The organism is Scatolibacter rhodanostii (assembly GCF_900197595.1).
GTDB classification, from domain to species: Bacteria; Bacillota; Clostridia; order Oscillospirales; family Acutalibacteraceae; genus Scatolibacter; species Scatolibacter rhodanostii.
The window spans coordinates 128,952-147,058 of record NZ_FZLO01000003.1 but is presented as its reverse complement, the minus strand read 5'-3'; the positions used below and the strand labels follow the sequence as shown (position 1 = coordinate 147,058).

The window sequence follows — 18,107 nt, the reverse complement described above, 5'->3', positions numbered from 1 at the left end:
ACCCCGTAATAGCCTAAAAGAATAAGCACGTACATTTTAGTCCTTAACCATTGTTGGATATAAAAATTTTTGTACAAAAGGAAAAAGCCCAGAGAATTTTCTCTAGGCTTTTCTATATTCTATAATCTAAAGTACAGCATTGCTTGGTTTAAATACTTAGTTATAGCAAAGCGAGATTAAATAGAGAGAACAGCTGAAATTTTGTAGAGTTCCTCGTCAAATACACGGTCACGATTTAGTGCTTCTGTAATTTCATAATCAACTACGTCTAGGCCTTTTGTGGCAACGATACGATTGCTAATGCCTTCGTGCAGAAGCTTGACAGCATGATAACCCATTTGGCTTGCCAGCACTCTGTCACGCAGAGTGGGTGAGCCGCCTCTTTGTACGTGACCAAGGATAGTAGCACGGGTTTCAACACCGGTAGCGGCTTCAATCTTTTTGGCAAGTTCTTCTGTATGTCCAACACCTTCAGCCACAACAACAACATAATGCTTTTTGCCGGTGGAGCGTGAACGTTCAATTCTGGCTACAATATCTTTGTCAAAATCATAAGGCACTTCAGGAACCAGTGTTGTAATTGCGCCAACAGCAATACCGGTATTCAATGCGATATCGCCGCATTTGCGCCCCATAACTTCAACAACGCTGCAGCGGTCATGAGATTCTGTGGTATCACGAATACGATCAACCATTTCCATAGCGGTATTTAAAGCAGTGTCATAACCAATAGTAGAATCTGTACAAGCGATGTCGTTGTCAATTGTGCCGGGAACACCAATACACATAATACCGGCGCCGACCAAATCTCTTGCACCGCGGAAAGAACCGTCACCACCGATAACGACAACACCGTCAATGCCTTTGGCACGGCAGTTGTCAGCAGCCTTTTTTACGCCCTCTGCCGAGTTAAATTCAGGGCTGCGAGCAGTGTAAAGAAAAGTACCACCGTCTGAAATGATATCCGAAACGCTGCGAAGCGTCATCGGAATAAATTCATTTTTCAAAAGTCCATTATAGCCTCTGTTGACACCATAAACTTCCATTCCCATAGACAGTGCAGATCTAACAACTGCTCTAACAGCTGCGTTCATGCCGGGTGCGTCACCACCGCTAGTCAGCACTGCAATACTTTTTGCTCCCATTATTTGTTCCTCGCTTTCAATACATAAATCTGATGATAAGATGAGCCGCTCTTGCCGATAAGCTCAAGATAAACTAAGTTAAGATATTCACATTATATTATACCAAAGTCAGGCCATATAGCAAGTGTTATCTCAATATTTCATCGTGAAAAAGAAAGAATAATTTTCCTGATAAAAATATAGGTTAATTTTTAATCACAGCTACTAAATTTTCGCCCAATAATTCCCGCAAAGCTCCCACCAAAACATCGTTGATGTCTACTCGATATTTTGCCGGCGCTTTCAGAAGCTTGCCAGAATCAGCGAATCGAATATAGACGTCACTTCGCCCATCAAACACTTCGATATATTGCAAAGCTTTTTGATAAACGGCTGAGTTCTGTGCCGGTACTTTTAAATAAAGTCCGGCAGGTGCTTTCGCTTTAGGTACGGAGGTCTGATTTGGACTTGTTTTCTCTGTATTTTTTAAAAATTGCTGAATATCTTCTACACTGTCACAAAGCAATTTAGGCTCTTGTTCTTCAGTAAAACTCAAACGTCCTGTAACCGAAACAATCTTTGATTCAGCCAATTGCTCATTAAATTGATCTAATACGGCTGGAAAAATCAACATTTCAAGAGACCCAAACATATCCTCAATCGTAGCGAAAGCCATGGTACTGTTACTTTTGGTGATTTTCTTCCGCACAGAGGTGATAATACCCAATAAGCGAATTCGTTGTTCATCATGATAGCGGTCAGATTCTCCCTGTGAAGATAGCAAAACTTCATCTAAGCGGGCCACAGCAGCAGATTGATAAAGATTGCGGTATTCAGCCATCGGATGACCGGAAAGATACATACCGGCCACTTCTTTTTCCATGCTCAGCTTCTCAAAGTGAGAAAAATCTGGCATAGAGGGAATGAATGTGCCCGAGGAAGAGTGATCTTCAAGCGTATCAAAAAAGCCGATTTGACCCTCTAAGTTACGTCGTTTGTCAGCCTCAAGGCTGTCCATAATATCGGATACAGCAGAAAGCATTTCTTTTCGGTTGTTGCCAAGATCATCTAAAGCACCGCAGCGAATCAAACTTTCTAAGGCACGCTTATTTAATTCTTTACCTTGCATGCGCTCGCAAAAATCGTAAAAAGATACGAAATTGCCTCTTAAACGGCGTTCTTCAATTAAACGAAGAATGACATTGCGCCCCAAGTTTTTAATCGCCAAAAGCCCAAAACGAATGCTTTCGCCAACAACAGTAAATTCGTTTAAGCTGTAATTAACATGAGGAGGTAGAACGGCAATGCTCAAGCGAGTGCATTCTTCCATATATTCTGTGACTTTTGAGGTAAAGCCCAAAACACTAGTCAAAAGAGCCGCCATATATTCATAAGGATAATGACATTTTAGGTAAGCGGTTTGATAAGCAACAACCGCATAGGCTGCTGCGTGTGATTTATTAAAGGCATAAGAGGCAAAGTCTTGAATTTCACCAAAAAGAATTTCTGCAGTCTTTTCATCAACCCCTCGGCGCAGACAACCGTCTATTTCATAGGTGCCGTCCTCACGCTTTAATCCGTGAAGAAAGACTTGCTTCTCTTTCTCCAAAACACGGTGCTTCTTTTTTGACATAGCACGGCGCACAATGTCAGCTCGCCCAAGTGAATAACCGGCAAGGTCGCGGAAAATCTGCATGACTTGCTCTTGATAGATGATACAGCCAAAGGTAACATCTAAAATATGGCGCAATTTCTCATGTAGATACCGCACTTTGGTTGGATCTTTTCGGTTTTGAATGTAAGTGGGGATAAACTGCATGGGGCCTGGACGATAAAGAGAAATAATAGCGATTAAATCTTCCAGCTGAGATGGTTTTGATTGCATAATCAATCGGCGCATACCCGCAGATTCAAACTGAAAAACGCCCTCTGTTGCACCACTGGCAATCATAGTATAAGCAGCAGGGTCATCATCTGGAATCATTTCGATAGAGAAAGACGGATTTTTTTGCCGAATCATGACAGAAGCGTTGTCAATAACAGAGAGATTGCGCAGACCTAAAAAGTCCATTTTGAGCAGACCGAGCTCTTCAATTGTCGTCATGGTGAATTGAGTGACGACCGATTCATCATTTTTGGCAAGGGGAACATATTCCATGACAGGCTTGTCTGTAATCACCACCCCAGCCGCATGAGTAGAAGCGTGACGAGGCATACCCTCAAGTTGAAGCGCCATGTCAATTAAGTCTTGCACTTGGCTGTCTTCTTCATATTTGGAGCGAAATTCTTTCGAGATTTTGAGAGCTTTTTCCAACGTCATGCCCAGTTCCATGGGCACAAGCTTGGCAACCATATCCACTTTTGCATAAGGAATAGCAAGTGCTCGACCTACATCCCGCAGAGCACCTCGTGCCGCCATAGTACCAAACGTAACAATTTGTGCTACGTGGTCAGCACCATATTTATCTACTACATAGTCGATAATTTCTTGTCGGCGCTCGTCTGAAAAGTCAATGTCAAAGTCGGGCATACTGACACGTTCAGGGTTTAGAAAACGCTCAAAAATCAAATCATATCGCAGTGGGTCAACACCTGTAATCCCTAAACAATAAGCGGCGATACTTCCCACACCTGAACCACGTCCAGGTCCTACAGATATTCCTCTGCTTTTGGCATAGTGAATAAAATCATATACAATCAAGAAATAGTTGATATAACCCATTTGCTCAATTGTTGAAATTTCGTATTGCAGTCTTTCGGTGATTTTAGGGTCCGGTTTCTCACCGTAGTGGCGCACAAGGCCGGCATAACACTCACGAATGAAAAAGTCTTTGTTGTCGCTGCCATCAGGTGTTGTGAAAGCCGGAAGTTTGGTATGACCAAACTCAAAGTCAACCTGACAGCGCTCTGCAATGCGCGCGGTGTTATCAGCAGCTTCAGGGCAGCTTGGGAAAAGCGCACGCATTTCTTCTTCACTTTTAAAGTAAAATTCATCAGAACCAAACTCAAGTGTATCTTCATCTTCAATCGTTCTGTTCGTTTGAATGCAAACCAAAATATGGTGCATTTTGCTGTCTTCTTTGCGAATATAGTGACAGTCATTCGTGACGACAAGAGGAATTTCAGTTTCTTTGGATAAGCGAATGATTTGAGGGTTAACATGTTTTTGTTCAGGAAGACCATGATCTTGCAGTTCCAAAAAGAAATTATCCTTGCCAAAAATAGTTTGATAACGCAAAGCAGCTGTTTTGGCTTCTTCATAGTCATTGCGGGAGAGAGCACGAGAGACTTCACCGGCTAGGCAGGCAGAAAGTGCAATCAGCCCGTCATGATGTTCAGCCAGCAAATCTAAATCGACACGTGGCTTATTATAAAAGCCTTCTGTCCATGCGTGAGAAACTAAATAAATTAAATTTTGATAGCCAATTTCATTTTCACACAACAAGACCAAATGACGATTTTCATAGTCAAATTCATGCGTTTTATCAAATCGGCTTCGTTTGGCAACATAAACCTCACTGCCGATTATGGGTTTGATGCCTCTTTTTTTGGCAGCTTTATAAAAATCGACGACACCATACATCACGCCATGGTCAGTAATGGCCACAGCAGTTTGTCCCATTTGTTTAGCGGCGTCCAGCACCTTTTCAATGCGGCAAGCACCGTCTAAAAGACTGAATTCAGTGTGTAGATGTAAATGAGCAAAGCCCATCGTATTCCTCCTTTCTAAATCTTTTAGTGTTTAGAATATTTGTATCTGAGAAAGAAATAAGTTTCATTCTGTTTACTGCTTACTGCGAAATTTCTTTTACTACTAAGAGAAAAAATAAGCAAAGCGCTATACCATTTTAATATGGCTTGAATCTCCTAAAGTATCACCAAGTTCTTGTATTTTTTTCATGCGATGATTAACGGCGCTGCGAGTAATACCAAGTTGTTCTGCAAGCTCACGCAGGCTCATTTCAGGGTTATCAAGGCGCAGAAGAGCAAGTTCGTACAAGTCATGCGATAAACTCTCAAGTCCCTCTTCATTGCTGATTTTTACAATAGCGGCAATCTGTCTGGCTGAAGCAGAATAGGTTTTATCCATGTTGGCAGTTTCAAAGTTTGCCTTGCGATTAATGTCGTTTTTCATTTCTTTATACATTTTAACCTGCATGAGCTCCATAGAAGCAGAAGAAGCGCCTAAATAGGTGAGAAAATCTTCAATTTGCCGACTGTCTTTTAAATAAATAACATAGCTGCCCTTGCGCATAGAAATGGCAGGGGTTAAATTTAGGTCTTCTATTTCGCCCATAAGAGTAATTAAATCCTGCGACAATTTTTTATAGGGAACGGAAAACTCCAGATGATATTCTTTGCTAGGGTTGGTTACTGTTCCGCAGGAAAGAAAAGCACCGCGCAAAAAAGCGTTGTTACAGCAAGCCTCTGGTAAATTAGCACGATTAATGCGCAGATTTGGTTCTGTTCCGGTGGCACCAAATCTTTGCAGCAAATTTTGACGTGCATTGTCGTCAATCAATTGTATGCGATAGGCAGTTTTTTGGCGGCGGCTGATTGCATAACGAATTTCTGTCTCTGCGCCTGTACAGGCTGCAGCAAGTTCTGCCATTTTCGTGGTGACAGAAGAGTTTTCTGTGACGTAGTAGCTGTTTTTTAACGTAAAACAACGAGAAAAGAGCCAAATGCCATAGCATTCGGCTAACTGACAGCAGCTTTTCTTAGATTCAATTTTAGCAAGTTCTGTTTTTGTATCTGATGCAAAAGACATAATGCACCCCAGTCTCTATTTGATGATGTCACGATGAGTAACACTGCTGCGTATTCCCTTTTTTAGTAAATAGTCACACATATATTGTGAAAGAGCAACAGAGCGGTGATGACCGCCTGTGCACCCCACAGAAATGACTAGCTGGCTTTTACCCTCTTTATTATAGAGAGGCAACAGGTAATCAATCATATCGGTGAAACGAGTGACAAAGCCTTTGGTCTCTTCTTTGCTCATCACAAAATCAATGATGGGCTGGTCTAAACCTGTGAGAGGACGCAAATTTTCGTCGTAAAAGGGGTTCGGCAGACAGCGAACATCAAAAATCAAATCAGACTCTAAGGGGATGCCGAATTTAAAACCAAAGCTAATGCAGTGCACAGAAAGAGAGTCTCCTGTTTTGGTTAAGAACAGCTCCGTGATTCTAGTTTTTAATTGAGTAGGGGAGACACCCGAGGTATTAATCACATAGTCAGAAGATTCTTTGACAGGTTTGAGCATTTCTCTTTCTAGTTTTACAGCCTGTTCGAGAGAACCATTGAGTCCGTCAGCCAACGGGTGTTTGCGGCGGGTTTCTTTAAAACGGTTAACGAGTACCTGTTCAGCGCAGTCAAGAAACACAATTTTATAAGGGCGGTTCTCTCGTTTGAGTGCTTCTAAAGCAGAAAAGAAAGATTTGAATAATTCTCCGCCGCGGGTATCAGTGACAACAGCAATTCGCTGTGCCATATTATCAGACTTCACGCACAAATCATAAAAAATGGCAATCATTTCTGGCGGTAAATTGTCAACACAGAAAAAGCCAATGTCTTCTAAAGCGTGCATGGCTCTTGTCTTGCCAGCACCACTCATGCCTGTTACAATTACAAATTCCATCTTATTCAATCCCTTCTTTTCAACGGTTTCTATCCCATAGAGTTATCTTTGGCTATCTTAAAAGAAGAACGTTTTTCTTCTTTTTTAGTTGTAGGCAAATTGTAGGCAAAAATCTGAAAAATTAAGACAAAGGATAATCAAAACAATAGTGTAAAGCTATTATACATTACATATATAGATTTAAGCAGTAAAATCAAGGACTTAATGTTATATGTAAAGCTAAATGCCTTCACTTATATTTCGGCTATCGGCCGTATACTTTCACTTCACACTCTAAGTGCACCTGTTTTTTATCCCAAACGGTTTTTTTGACAAGTTCAATTAGATTGAGCACATCTTCACAGTTTGCCTCACCATTGTTGACAATAAAACCGGCATGCTTGGGGCTAACCATGGCATCGCCACAGGCGGTACCTTTGAGGCCTGATTCTTCAATCAAGGCCGAAGCATAATGCCCTTCAGGACGCTTAAAAACGCTGCCGGCACTGGGCATATCATAAGGTTGTTTTGATTTGCGGCGATTCATTAAATCGTCCATGAGGGCTTGAATTTCACTGGATATGCCATGCTTTAAATTCAGTTCAGCCCCTAAAATGATTAAGTTGGTTCCTGTAAACATGCTCTTACGATAAGCAAATTGCAATTCATCGCCAGAAGCAGTGAGGATTTCGCCAACAGGAGTGATATAGGTGACAGAAGTGACAATATGTGCCATCTCACCGCCATAAGCACCCGCATTCATATATAAAGCGCCGCCAACACTGCCCGGAATTCCCCAAGCAAATTCGAAGCCTGTCAGCTCTTGTTCGCAGGCAAATCGAGAGGCTGCCGCCAAAGATGCCCCCGCAGGAATATAAATGCTAGTAGGCGAGGTCCATTTCATCTTTTTAAAATCGCCGTCTAGGTGCAAGACAATTCCCGATATTCCTTTATCAGAGATTAACAGGTTTGAACCTTTGCCCAAGATAAAAAATGGAATGTCGCTTTCTTTCGCAGCTTGCAGAATTTTTTTGAGCTGTTGTTCATGATACACAGTAATAAAGCGGTCTGCTGGCCCGCCAATCTTGAAAGTAGTATGATACTGCATGGGTTCGTTTTTTAGCAAATCACATCCACATTCTTTGCAAGTGGAATCAATCAGATGAAAGTCCAAAATGTCACCTCTTTCTCTATTAAGTGTTAGGAAGTAGTTTGGCTATTTTTGAATGCTTTTCTAGATAAGCGTGTAATCTTTCTTTTGATGAATTCACAATCAATTCTTCTGGAAAAGAGATTTCTTCCAACATTTGAAGAGCTGGATGGAAGTCGGCTATCTGTGTTTCAAAATGGGCATCAGAATCGACAACAATTGACACACCATATTTTTTACAGGTGAGAGCAATTTGTCGGCAGTTTTTGATATTATCCGCTCTGACGTCAAAAGAATGAGAATTGATTTCAACCAATTTCCCATTTGCCCCAAATGCAGGGATAACCTTTTCGTAGTCATAGGCAAATTTTGGGCTGCCGCTGTGGCCAATTACATTGACAGCAGGGTTTTTGGCTACACCTAGCCAAAGTGCAGTACATTTGTCAAAATCCGGGTTTTCAAGTCCCGGAAAACCGACATCGTGAATGGAAGCAACAACCCAATCTAAACGTTCTTCGTCAATGGGTTCGAGGTCCAAGTGACCTTCGAAATCGATGACATCAGCCTCAATGCCAGCTAAAATTAAGACATCTTTGTAAAAAAGCGGAACGGAACTTCTCAGATTGGAAAAATACCACGGACCTGGGCCGCCCGGCATAGGAGAAGCGTGATCAGTGATGGCCAAAGCGTAAAGACCTTTGTCACGGGCAGAAACTGCCATCTCGGCAATGGTGCTGTACGCATGAGTAGAGGCTATTGTATGAGTATGCAAATCGGCAATGATGTTATACATGTTTTAGAAGACTCCTTTCTTGAGAGAAGATAAATGGTTTGAATAAAGTTGGATAACTATTGAAAAGTTAGTCAAATTTGTTATAGAATGAATGGCAAAAATAAAAGCAAGGGAGGAGAAAGACTGAAAGCGGCGAACGCAACACAATCCCAAACCCTCCCTTGCAGACTTTGCTTTTGCCGCTATCGCAAGATTTTTTGAACCAATTGCTATAGCGATTAAATATTGATTTCTACCGTGCTTTCGGTGCCCTGAATGACACTTAAATCCATACCAAGGTTTTGAAGCAGTTCATGAGCAGCGTTATAACCCATTTTGCGCTGACGATAGGTCATAGCGGCGACTTCAAGAATAACGGCCAAGTTACGACCGGGTTTAACGGGGATGGTCATGACGGGTATTTTAATACCCAAAATATCGGTGTATTCATTGTCGATGCCCATGCGGTCATATGTTTTGGAAGCGTTCCAATTTTCAAGGTTAATGCACATATCAATTTTTTCTTGTTCTTTAACAGCTCCAATACCAAATGTACGCTTAGCATTAATCATACCAATGCCGCGCAATTCAATAAAATAGCGAATGTTTTCAGGAGCTTGCCCGACCAAAGAAATATTAGAAACACGACGAATTTCTACGGCATCATCGGCAATTAGTCTGTGACCACGCTTAATTAGCTCAATAGCGGTTTCACTCTTACCAACACCGCTGTCACCAACAAGAAGAATACCTTCGCCATAAATTTCTACCAAAACACCATGGCGGGTAATACGAGGTGCCAGTTCCACGTTTAAGAAAGCAACCAAACCGGCAACCAAATTGGAGGTGGATTCTTCTGAAAGCAAGATAGGAACGCCGTGTCTGCGAGCACTATGCAAAAAATGCTCTTCGGGAATAATGCCTCTCGAAATGATAACAGCAGGTGGTTTTAGAGAAAAAAAGTTATCGACTGCTTTAATACATTTTTCTTCGCCAAAGCTTTCAATCATTGCCATTTCAGCTCGTCCAATAATTGCAATTCGAGTGGGGTCAAAATAGTCAAAAAAGCCGTTGAGTTCGATTCCCGGACGATTTACATCGCGGGAGGTAATTTGAATTTCTTCTGCACTTTTCGGCAGGTATTTTTCTGTCAGTGAAAGTTCTTTCACGACTCTTGACAAGGAAATTGAATATTCTTGTGCCATAGTATCCACCTTTTTGTTTACAGTTTAGAATAATATGTGGTAAGCGCAATACTAATTTTCTAGCGCTTTTTCAAGTCTGAGCAAAGCTTTTTCGATATAGGCAGTGGGGCAGGCAAGGTTGATTCTCTCAAAGCCTGAACCGGATTTTCCAAAAATATAACCTTCGTCTAAAAAGAGAAATGCTTTTTCTTGGTTTAGCTTTTCGAGTTCCTTTTCGCTCAAATTCAATTTACGGCAGTCCCACCATTGCAGATAAGTGCCCTCAAGTGTGCGAACTTCAATTTGCGGGATATGCTCTTTCATAAAGTTTTCGCAAAGCTTCTTGTTAGTGTCAAGAAGAGCAATAAGGTTGTCCAGCCAATCGGCACATTCAGTATAGGCTACTTGGCACGCTTTGAGGCCTAAGGCATTCACACCGATTTGACCCAAAGACTCGATATAGTTTTTAAATTTGCTGCGTAAAGTATCATTTTGAATGACCAGATTGGAAACATTCAATCCAGCAAGATTAAATGTTTTTGTCGGCGCAGTACAAACAATGGTATTCGCTGCAAAAGCAGGGTTAACCGTAGAAAGTACCGTGTGGTGATAGCCAGGCATAACCAAATCAAAATGGATTTCGTCAGAAACAAGGAGAACGTGATTATCAAGGCAAATTTGACCTACTTTTTCGAGTTCTTCGGGTGTCCAAACGCGCCCAACAGGGTTATGAGGGCTGCAAAAAATCAACATAGTATTTTTCGGATCTTTTGCCTTTTCTTCTAAATCAGCAAAGTCAATTTCATAGTGGCCATTATTGTCAATCAACAAATTTTCTACCGTTTTGCGGCCGTTGCTGCTAATAGCAGAATAGAAAGGGTAGTAAACAGGCGGCATGATGATAATGCCGTCGTCGGGTTCTGTAAAAGTTCTGACTATGCCATAAACAGCGGGAACAATACCCGGAAAAGGAATAATCCATTCAGCTTCAACTTCCCAATTGTGACGAGTTTTCATCCAATGGCAGACAGCATCTGTGTAGGCAGGATGAGGGTGTGTGTATCCCAAAATGTTTTCTGCTACATAGTTCTGCAAAGCTTTTGTAATCTGAGGCGGATGTTTTAAATCCATATCAGCAATGGAAAAGGGAATAATATCGTCAGACAGCTCATCTTTAACGGAATTATACATCGAATTCCACTTAGAAGAACCGGTATTTTTTCGGCTAACTAGTGTTTCAAAATCATAGGGCATGTTACAGACCTCCATTCTCTAGTCTTTTCATTATAACAACTTTGAACAGAAATGTCTATGGATAAATATCCATCTCTCTGATGGCAAAACATTTTATCAAAAAACAGAAAATCATCTTCTTTTTTATAAAAGAGTGTGATATGATGAACACATAAATCTAAGCGTGTATGCAAATGCTAGAAACTACGCTCTGCGGCTAAAAATTTGTATATAAAAGGTAGTTACCTCTTTTTAAGAGGCTGCTTTTTTCGCAAAAAATTTTGGTTTTTAGACTTACAAATACGCTTAAAATACGGAGGAGATTGTGATGAAATATTCAGTCAGTACATACAGCTTTTCATCGTTGCTCGGCAGTGGTGAAATGACACAAAAGGATTGTATCAAAAAAGCGAAAGAAATGGGTTTTGACGCGATTGAATTTGTTGGCGTACAACCTGAAAGTGGATTTTCAGAAGAAGAATATGCAGATATTCTGAAAGCTGAATGTGAAAAAGAAGGCCTTTTTGTATCGAACTATACAGTAGGAGCAGACTTCTTGACAGGTTCAGGCGGTGATCTTCAAAAAGAGATTGCCAGAGTTTGCAAAGAAGTTGATATGGCTGTTCGCTTGGGTGCAACTAGCATGCGCCATGATGCTACTGCCGGTTATCCTCAAGGCGAAAGAGGATTTAAAGGTTTTGATCAGGTACTTCCTATTTTGGTTGAGGGTTGCCGAGCTGTGACTGCTTATGCCAAGACAAAAGGCGTTCGAACGATGGTAGAAAATCACGGCTATTTCTCTCAAGACAGCCGACGTGTTGAAAAATTAGTCAATGCCGTCGCTGATGATAATTTTGGACTTTTGTGCGATATGGGCAATTTCCTCTGCGTGGATGAAGCACCTGAAAAGGCTTATGCTCGTGTAGCACCTTACGCTTTTTATGCTCATGCTAAAGACTTTTTGTTCAAAAGCGGACAAGAGGGCAACCCCGGCCAAGGCTTCTTCCCAACACGTGCTGGCAACTACCTGAGAGGAACGATTATCGGTCACGGTGTTGTGCCAGTCAAACAATGTCTGCAAGTGCTAAAATCAACTGGATATGACGGCACAATTGCAATTGAATTTGAGGGGCTAGAGCCAGCTTTATCGGGTATCGCCCTTGGACTCGAAAATCTAAAGAGATTAAATGGAGACATTTGATCTGGAAGGTGAATATCATGGCAAAAATAATAGGTATTCATGAAATTATCGAATTAAACCACGCTTTAAAGGAAAAGGAATTTCCGTTTCAAGTTCATCTGCGTGATGCTTGTGGTGGGCAAACTATGTGGCTAGAAAATATGGCAGCGAATCAGGCTGTTGCAACAGAAAAACTGCAAGCTTTTCTGTCTGATTATTTTGCCCCAAGAGAGATAAAACTTGCGTTTAGTACAGATGGCGAACGGTTTTGGGCAGTAAACTAACCTAATTAAAAAAGAATAGAATGAGCTAAAGAAAAAAGCTTCTTGATTTATTTTAAATCAAGAAGCTTTTTGTTAGGTTAAGTTGCCGACACAATAATCATTTTCAGCACGGGTGATTTTTACAGGTAAAATTTGTTTGGTGATATCGATTTCTGAATAAGCATGTACGGGTGTATAATTCATAGTGTACCCTTCATAGAGGTTTTCACCGCAAAGCTGTTCAAAAATAACTTCTTCTGTTCTGCCTACTTGCAACTCATGAAAATCACGCTGTGTTTGCGTGATGACCGCAATCATGCGATGGCTGCGCTCGTTTTTTACAGAATTAGTCAGTTGATTTGGCGCATCATATGCTTTTGTACCTGGGCGGCGAGAATAAGCAAACACATGAGTTCGAGCAAACTCAATCTCTTTGGCAAATGCCAGTGAAGCTTCAAATTCTTCATCGGTTTCGCCTGGAAATCCGACCATAATATCGGTGGTAATTGCACAATTTGGAAAAGCTTCCCGTAAATCAGCCACGATTTTGCGGTATTCATTGGTTGTGTAGTGGCGGTTCATACGTTTTAGGGTTTCGTCACAACCACTTTGCAAAGAAAGATGAAAAGAGGGACAAAGCTTTTCTTGTTTAGCAAGCCTTGCAATTACGTGAGGTGTAAGTCTTTCGGGTTCTAACGAACCAAGACGGACACGTTTGATAGATTCTTCTGCGCAAACAGCATCAACCGCATCACAGAGGTGAAGGTCTAAATCTTCTCCGTAAGCCGGTAGATTAATACCCGTCAGCACGATTTCTCGGTAGCCATTCTCTGCTAACGCATGAACCTCTTTCTGAATATCATCAAGCGGTTTAGAGCGCACTCGTCCTCTGGCATAAGGAATGATACAGTAAGAACAAAAGCGATTACAGCCGTCTTGAATTTTGAGGAAAGCTCTGGTGCGTTCCCCAAAAGACGTGATTTGCATGGATTCAAACTTGTCGCCTTTTTCGTGCGGTGCGATGTCGATAATGCGCTGTTTGGTCGAGAGATACTGCAAAATATGGCTGGGCAGGGCAGAACGATTCTTAGTGCCAATAACAATATCAGCATCTAAAAAGCGGTCGGCTATTTCAGGGAATGCCTGTGGCATACAGCCTGTTAAAACGGCAACAGCATCAGGGTTTTGTTTTTTTTCGTGTCGAAGGGTTTGCCGTACTTTTTTGTCGCTGGCGGCCGTCACTGTGCAAGAATTAACAATGATAACGTCAGCAGGTTCTTCTGACTCTGCTTTGAAAAAACCGCTGGAAAGCAGCAGAGACATCATCACTTCGGATTCATATTGATTGACTTTGCACCCAAGGGTGCGAATTTTAACTTTCATAAGTGCTCCTGTTATACAATAAAAGAACGTCAGACGGTATCACCATTTTGGGTATAGCGTATGGTTCTATGATTAAAAGATTTTCTAACGGTTTAAGACATAAAAAAGAATCTTAATCTGTTTCTTCCAAACTCTCGCTTAGTTCTGTCCAAGTTTGCCACAGTAGTTCAGATTCAGCCTGTGTCTGTGCAATTTCTTCTGAAATCCTCATGCTCTCTTCATAATCAGAGGAAATTTGCGGGTCATTCATTTTTTCAGAGAGCAGAGCCAGTTTTTCATCAGTAGCTTCAATTTCACGCTCACATTTTGAAAGCGCTGCACGCTGCTTACGCAAAAAGGCATCTCGTTCTTTTTTCTGCTTGTAGCCGACTTGTTTCTCTGCCTTTTCTGGTTTTACTTCTACTTGAGACAACTGCTCCTGTTCTCTTTGTTCCAAAAAGCTGTCGTAGTTGCCTAGATACAGAGTAGCACCGTTTTTATCAAGATAATAAATCTTGTCAGCTAATTTATTGATTAAGTAACGGTCATGCGAAACGACTAATAGAGTGCCGTCGTAATCAGTGAGTGTGTTTTCTAAAGCTTCACAAGAACCGATATCCAAATGGTTGGTTGGTTCATCCAACAGAAGAAAATTGGTCTGTGAGAGCATAAGCTTTAAAAGAAGAATACGAGCACGCTCACCGCCGCTTAAAGCACCGATTGGTTTAAAAACATCTTCTCCTTGAAAGAGAAAAATAGCCAGAGCACTGCGCACTTCGGTCTGTGTCATGGAGGGGTACATATCCCAAATCTCATCAATAACTGTTTTTTCGTCATGTAGCCCACTCTGCGATTGCTGATAGTAGCCGATGTCAACGTCTACACCGAATTTCACGAAACCTTCGCTCTGCAGATAGTGGCCAAGTAAGATTTTTAACAGAGAAGTTTTTCCACAGCCGTTTGGGCCAATGAGGAAAACTTTTTCACCTCGATAAATATCCATGGAAACTTGCTCAAAAAGTTGGTGTTCGTCAAAGCGGAGGGCAAGATTTTTGATATGCAGTGCTTCATCACCGCATCGACGGCTGGCTTTAAACTGAAAGCGAATAGATTTTGGATCATTTTCAGGTCGTTCCAAATCATCAGATAGGCGATCAATCTGTTTTTGCTTGCTGCCAATCGTAACATAGTTGCGTGCCTGATTAAAACGTTTTTGTTGTTCGATAATGCCCTCAATCCGTTTGATTTCTTTTTGGCGGGCGTCGTATTCACGCTGCATGGTCAGGCGTTTTTCTTCCTTGAGAAGTAAGAATTTAGAATAGTTTCCTTTATAGCACGAGAGATGTGTATGTGCCATTTCAAAAGTGCGATCTGTGATTTTATCAAGAAAATAACGATCATGCGAAATGACAATATAACTGCCTCGGTAGTTCTTGAGGAATTCTTCAAGCCATTCCACTGAAGTAATGTCAAGGTGGTTGGTCGGCTCATCTAAAAGCAAAAAGTTGGCTTGTCCAAGTAGCATTTTGGCAAGCTGTAATTTTGCTTTTTGGCCGCCGCTCAAAATACCGACAGGGTTCTCAATTTGATTCTCGGCAAAGCCTAAACCAATTAGTGTGCTCTTAGCGCGGTTGCGGCAGGTAAGACCGCCTTCATTCACAAAGCGGTCGTTACATTCAGTTTGACGCAGAATCAGCGCATTCATTTCATCTTCTGCAAGAGAAGACGAAGTAAGCTGTTTTGTGAGGCTTTCCAACTCAGCTTCTAATGTCAGCAAGTCTTCAAAGACAGTCATCACTTCATCAAAAGCGGTACGTTCTAAATCTTTGCAGACATGTTGCTCCATGTAGCCAAGATTGGTTTCTTTGGCATAGGCCATGCCGCCTGTGTCAGAAATATATTCACCGGTTAAGAGTTTAAATAAAGTCGTCTTGCCGCTGCCATTCACACCGACAAGACCAACCCTGTCACCTTTTTGTATTTCGAAAGTAATATTTTCCACAACAGTGGTATCGCCAAAGCTCTTGGTCAGATTACTTGCTGTTAAAATTGCCATTTATATCTCCTGATCTTCGAGTTGTTCGTGATTTCAACTTTCTATTATATAGGATAAATTTAAATTTCGCAACTGCAAGCCAAAACTGTAAAATAGATGTGATAGTTAGTTGAATTGAACCTCAAAAGGGAATATAATAAAAACGAAATATCATAACAGATTTTTAATGGAGGGTTCTATGATTACAAAAAACGACCTGGGTATTAGCACAGCCTCCCTATATCCCATGCACACGGAAGAAGCACTGCAAACCCTTTTAGAAATGGGGTTTCGTGTATTTGAAGTATTCGTCAACGCGCAACAGGAATTTTCTCCTGATTTTATGAAAGAACTAAAGAAAAGAGCGGATCACTACGGTGCCATTTTTACTTCGGTTCATCCCTATACTTCGCCGATGGAAACTATGCTGTTGTTCGGTAACTATGACCGCCGTACAGAAGAGGGAATAGAGATTTATAAAAGCTTTATGGAAGCAGCAGCCCACTTAGGCGCAAAATATGTTGTCATACATGGGGTTCATGGTCGCCATGCGGGCAGTCATGTTCCGAATAAAAGCGGTTTTAATGCAATTGCGGCTGATAAAGGATATTGGGAAACCTTCAGTCGGTTGTATCGTGCCGGCCGTGATATTGGAGCGTATCCGATTCAGGAAAATGTGACAGCACATAAAAGCGAAAGTCCCGACTTTATTCGTAGTATGAAAGACTATCTGCAAGAGGACTGCGCTTTTGTTATGGATATTAAGCAGTGCCGACTGTCTGGAGTGCCAATTGAAGAGATGGTAAAGGCGATGGGAGAAAAGCTTTGTCATGTGCATATCAGTGATAGCAAAGGGGATTTTCCCTGTCTTGTACCCGGGATTGGTGACTATGATTTTGGCAAACTTTTTGCCTTATTAAATGACATAGGCTACACAGGTAAACTGGTGACAGAGGTGTATAGCAACAGTTATGATGATATACAAGTGCTTGCTGAAAGTCGTCAAAAAATGCTGCAATTTGTCTGATTCTAAACGGGAAGGCAACGTTTTAACTAAACGGCGATATCTTCTATAGGGCAAAGAGGCTAAAAATCGCATAAAGCTTGATTTTTTTCGAAAAAACAAGTATAATTGTCGTAAAAACAGATAAAGTTTGGAGGTCGTACCATTGAAATGCCCTTATTGCAACTACAGCGAAAGCAAGGTAATTGATTCCCGCCCGACTGATGAGGGCGAACGCATTCGTCGCCGGAGAGAATGCTTGAAATGTGCCAAGCGATTTACGACCTATGAAATCATTGAAAATGTACCGATTGTTGTCATTAAAAAGGATAAGTCGAGAGAAACCTTTGACCGCAATAAACTGCTAGGCGGTTTGCTTCGTGCCTGTGAAAAAAGACCGGTCTCAATTGATATGCTAGAAAAATTGGTAGATGAAATTGAAAATACGCTTCAAAACTCGTTGGACAGAGAAGTTTCTTCGCAGAAAATCGGAATTTATGCGATGGAGAAGCTGCAAGAGTTAGATGAAGTTGCCTATGTTCGTTTTGCTTCGGTCTATCGCCAGTTTAAAGATATCAACAGCTTTATGGAAGAATTGAGCAAGTTAATCAATAAAAAGCAAGATTCTGAAAATGAATAAAAACGGAAAAAGATTTGCGCTTTGTGCAAGTCTTTTTTATTTATGGTAAATTTAGTTCAATGCAAAAAGCAAACTAAAAGGCGGAGAAAGAATATTTTTCTTGACGAGACACATAATATATGTTAATATTTTAGAAAATTCTAATATATTAACAGGTTATAAACCTCAAAGCAGAGAACAGGGGTGAAACTATGGCAAATAAAGCCAAAAGAATGGCAGAAATATTGAAAGTGTTGGCAAATGAAAATCGTCTTATTACCTTTTGTGTATTGATGGATACACCGCTTACCGTGAGCGAAATAGCTGAACATCTTCCGGGAATTACGCAATCAGCTCTTTCGCAGCATTTAAGTATTCTCAAAGCACATGGTATCTTGGATTCTTCAAAGTCAGGACAAAAAGTCACTTATTTTATAGCGGATGAAAAAATTGCAGAAGTTATTAATGTTTTACGCAAATATTATTGTGACCGTTATCCCGATGAGCCAGATGATATGGGCATTTAAAAATGATTTTAACATGGCCTTAAACAGTTGAT

General features: G+C 41.1%; 15 protein-coding genes. 5 read left to right on the top strand and 10 right to left on the bottom strand.

Annotation, left to right across the window (positions count from 1 at the left end):
* Positions 1-176 precede the first annotated feature (176 nt).
* The 8 genes from pfkA to CS931_RS08100 form a co-directional block, all read right to left on the bottom strand.
* Entirely contained in the window at positions 177-1,145 is a 969-nt protein-coding gene (gene pfkA / locus CS931_RS08135) for a 6-phosphofructokinase (RefSeq protein ID WP_099205284.1), read from the bottom strand.
* A 184-nt stretch (positions 1,146-1,329) separates the two neighbouring features.
* Positions 1,330-4,836, bottom strand: coding sequence for a DNA polymerase III subunit alpha (locus CS931_RS08130; RefSeq protein ID WP_099205283.1), 3,507 nt, complete (start codon positions 4,834-4,836; stop codon positions 1,330-1,332).
* A gap of 126 nt (positions 4,837-4,962) precedes the next feature.
* Positions 4,963-5,895: a DNA-binding protein WhiA gene (whiA, locus tag CS931_RS08125; protein WP_099205282.1), complete on the bottom strand. Its 933-nt coding sequence runs from the start codon at positions 5,893-5,895 to the stop codon at positions 4,963-4,965.
* A gap of 15 nt (positions 5,896-5,910) precedes the next feature.
* Positions 5,911-6,768 carry an RNase adapter RapZ gene (rapZ, locus tag CS931_RS08120; protein WP_099205281.1) on the bottom strand — a complete coding sequence of 286 codons (858 nt, stop codon included), beginning with the start codon at positions 6,766-6,768 and terminating at the stop codon, positions 5,911-5,913.
* 244 nt (positions 6,769-7,012) lie between these two features.
* On the bottom strand, positions 7,013-7,921 hold the full coding sequence (gene murB / locus CS931_RS08115; RefSeq protein WP_242964941.1) for a UDP-N-acetylmuramate dehydrogenase: 909 nt from the start codon (positions 7,919-7,921) through the stop codon (positions 7,013-7,015).
* A 19-nt stretch (positions 7,922-7,940) separates the two neighbouring features.
* The gene (locus CS931_RS08110; protein WP_099205279.1) at positions 7,941-8,690 is read right to left on the bottom strand and encodes a phosphatase; all 750 of its coding nucleotides are present in this window, start codon (positions 8,688-8,690) and stop codon (positions 7,941-7,943) included.
* Positions 8,691-8,908: 218 nt separating this feature from the next.
* On the bottom strand, positions 8,909-9,874 hold the full coding sequence (gene hprK, locus CS931_RS08105; protein ID WP_099205278.1) for an HPr(Ser) kinase/phosphatase: 966 nt from the start codon (positions 9,872-9,874) through the stop codon (positions 8,909-8,911).
* Between the two features lie 51 nt (positions 9,875-9,925).
* Positions 9,926-11,107: a MalY/PatB family protein gene (locus CS931_RS08100; protein ID WP_099205277.1), complete on the bottom strand. Its 1,182-nt coding sequence runs from the start codon at positions 11,105-11,107 to the stop codon at positions 9,926-9,928.
* Positions 11,108-11,414: 307 nt separating this feature from the next.
* Here CS931_RS08100 and CS931_RS08095 point away from each other — a divergent pair, with 307 nt between their 5' ends.
* Both CS931_RS08095 and CS931_RS08090 read left to right on the top strand, forming a co-directional pair.
* Positions 11,415-12,287, top strand: coding sequence for a sugar phosphate isomerase/epimerase family protein (locus tag CS931_RS08095; RefSeq protein WP_099205276.1), 873 nt, complete (start codon positions 11,415-11,417; stop codon positions 12,285-12,287).
* Between the two features lie 17 nt (positions 12,288-12,304).
* Positions 12,305-12,550 carry an RDAC family protein gene (locus CS931_RS08090; protein WP_099205275.1) on the top strand — a complete coding sequence of 82 codons (246 nt, stop codon included), beginning with the start codon at positions 12,305-12,307 and terminating at the stop codon, positions 12,548-12,550.
* A gap of 72 nt (positions 12,551-12,622) precedes the next feature.
* Here the strand turns inward: CS931_RS08090 and mtaB are convergent, their stop codons facing one another.
* A complete protein-coding gene (mtaB, locus tag CS931_RS08085; protein WP_099205274.1) occupies positions 12,623-13,912 on the bottom strand; it encodes a tRNA (N(6)-L-threonylcarbamoyladenosine(37)-C(2))-methylthiotransferase MtaB in 1,290 nt (429 codons plus the stop codon).
* Positions 13,913-14,024: 112 nt separating this feature from the next.
* Positions 14,025-15,947, bottom strand: a complete 1,923-nt coding sequence (locus CS931_RS08080) for an ABC transporter ATP-binding protein (protein ID WP_099205273.1) — start codon at positions 15,945-15,947, stop codon at positions 14,025-14,027.
* A gap of 178 nt (positions 15,948-16,125) precedes the next feature.
* Between CS931_RS08080 and CS931_RS08075 the strand changes: the two genes are divergently transcribed.
* From CS931_RS08075 to CS931_RS08065, 3 genes are all read left to right on the top strand, one after another.
* On the top strand, positions 16,126-16,953 hold the full coding sequence (locus CS931_RS08075) for a sugar phosphate isomerase/epimerase family protein (RefSeq protein ID WP_159459774.1): 828 nt from the start codon (positions 16,126-16,128) through the stop codon (positions 16,951-16,953).
* Between the two features lie 142 nt (positions 16,954-17,095).
* On the top strand, positions 17,096-17,569 hold the full coding sequence (gene nrdR, locus CS931_RS08070) for a transcriptional regulator NrdR (RefSeq protein ID WP_099205271.1): 474 nt from the start codon (positions 17,096-17,098) through the stop codon (positions 17,567-17,569).
* Between the two features lie 191 nt (positions 17,570-17,760).
* Positions 17,761-18,075: an ArsR/SmtB family transcription factor gene (locus CS931_RS08065; protein ID WP_099205270.1), complete on the top strand. Its 315-nt coding sequence runs from the start codon at positions 17,761-17,763 to the stop codon at positions 18,073-18,075.
* The last annotated feature ends 32 nt before the right edge of the window (positions 18,076-18,107 follow it).

What these genes read in the sequence shown, in the direction of transcription:
- pfkA (WP_099205284.1), bottom strand. Translation starts at nt 1,145, where the DNA reads ATGGGAGCAAAAAGTATTGCAGTGCTGACTAGCGGTGGTGACGCACCC.
- CS931_RS08130 (WP_099205283.1), bottom strand. Translation starts at nt 4,836, where the DNA reads ATGGGCTTTGCTCATTTACATCTACACACTGAATTCAGTCTTTTAGAC.
- whiA (WP_099205282.1), bottom strand. Translation starts at nt 5,895, where the DNA reads ATGTCTTTTGCATCAGATACAAAAACAGAACTTGCTAAAATTGAATCT.
- rapZ (WP_099205281.1), bottom strand. Translation starts at nt 6,768, where the DNA reads ATGGAATTTGTAATTGTAACAGGCATGAGTGGTGCTGGCAAGACAAGA.
- CS931_RS08110 (WP_099205279.1), bottom strand. Translation starts at nt 8,690, where the DNA reads ATGTATAACATCATTGCCGATTTGCATACTCATACAATAGCCTCTACT.
- hprK (WP_099205278.1), bottom strand. Translation starts at nt 9,874, where the DNA reads ATGGCACAAGAATATTCAATTTCCTTGTCAAGAGTCGTGAAAGAACTT.
- CS931_RS08100 (WP_099205277.1), bottom strand. Translation starts at nt 11,107, where the DNA reads ATGCCCTATGATTTTGAAACACTAGTTAGCCGAAAAAATACCGGTTCT.
- CS931_RS08095 (WP_099205276.1), top strand. Translation starts at nt 11,415, where the DNA reads ATGAAATATTCAGTCAGTACATACAGCTTTTCATCGTTGCTCGGCAGT.
- CS931_RS08090 (WP_099205275.1), top strand. Translation starts at nt 12,305, where the DNA reads ATGGCAAAAATAATAGGTATTCATGAAATTATCGAATTAAACCACGCT.
- mtaB (WP_099205274.1), bottom strand. Translation starts at nt 13,912, where the DNA reads ATGAAAGTTAAAATTCGCACCCTTGGGTGCAAAGTCAATCAATATGAA.
- CS931_RS08080 (WP_099205273.1), bottom strand. Translation starts at nt 15,947, where the DNA reads ATGGCAATTTTAACAGCAAGTAATCTGACCAAGAGCTTTGGCGATACC.
- CS931_RS08075 (WP_159459774.1), top strand. Translation starts at nt 16,126, where the DNA reads ATGATTACAAAAAACGACCTGGGTATTAGCACAGCCTCCCTATATCCC.
- CS931_RS08065 (WP_099205270.1), top strand. Translation starts at nt 17,761, where the DNA reads ATGGCAAATAAAGCCAAAAGAATGGCAGAAATATTGAAAGTGTTGGCA.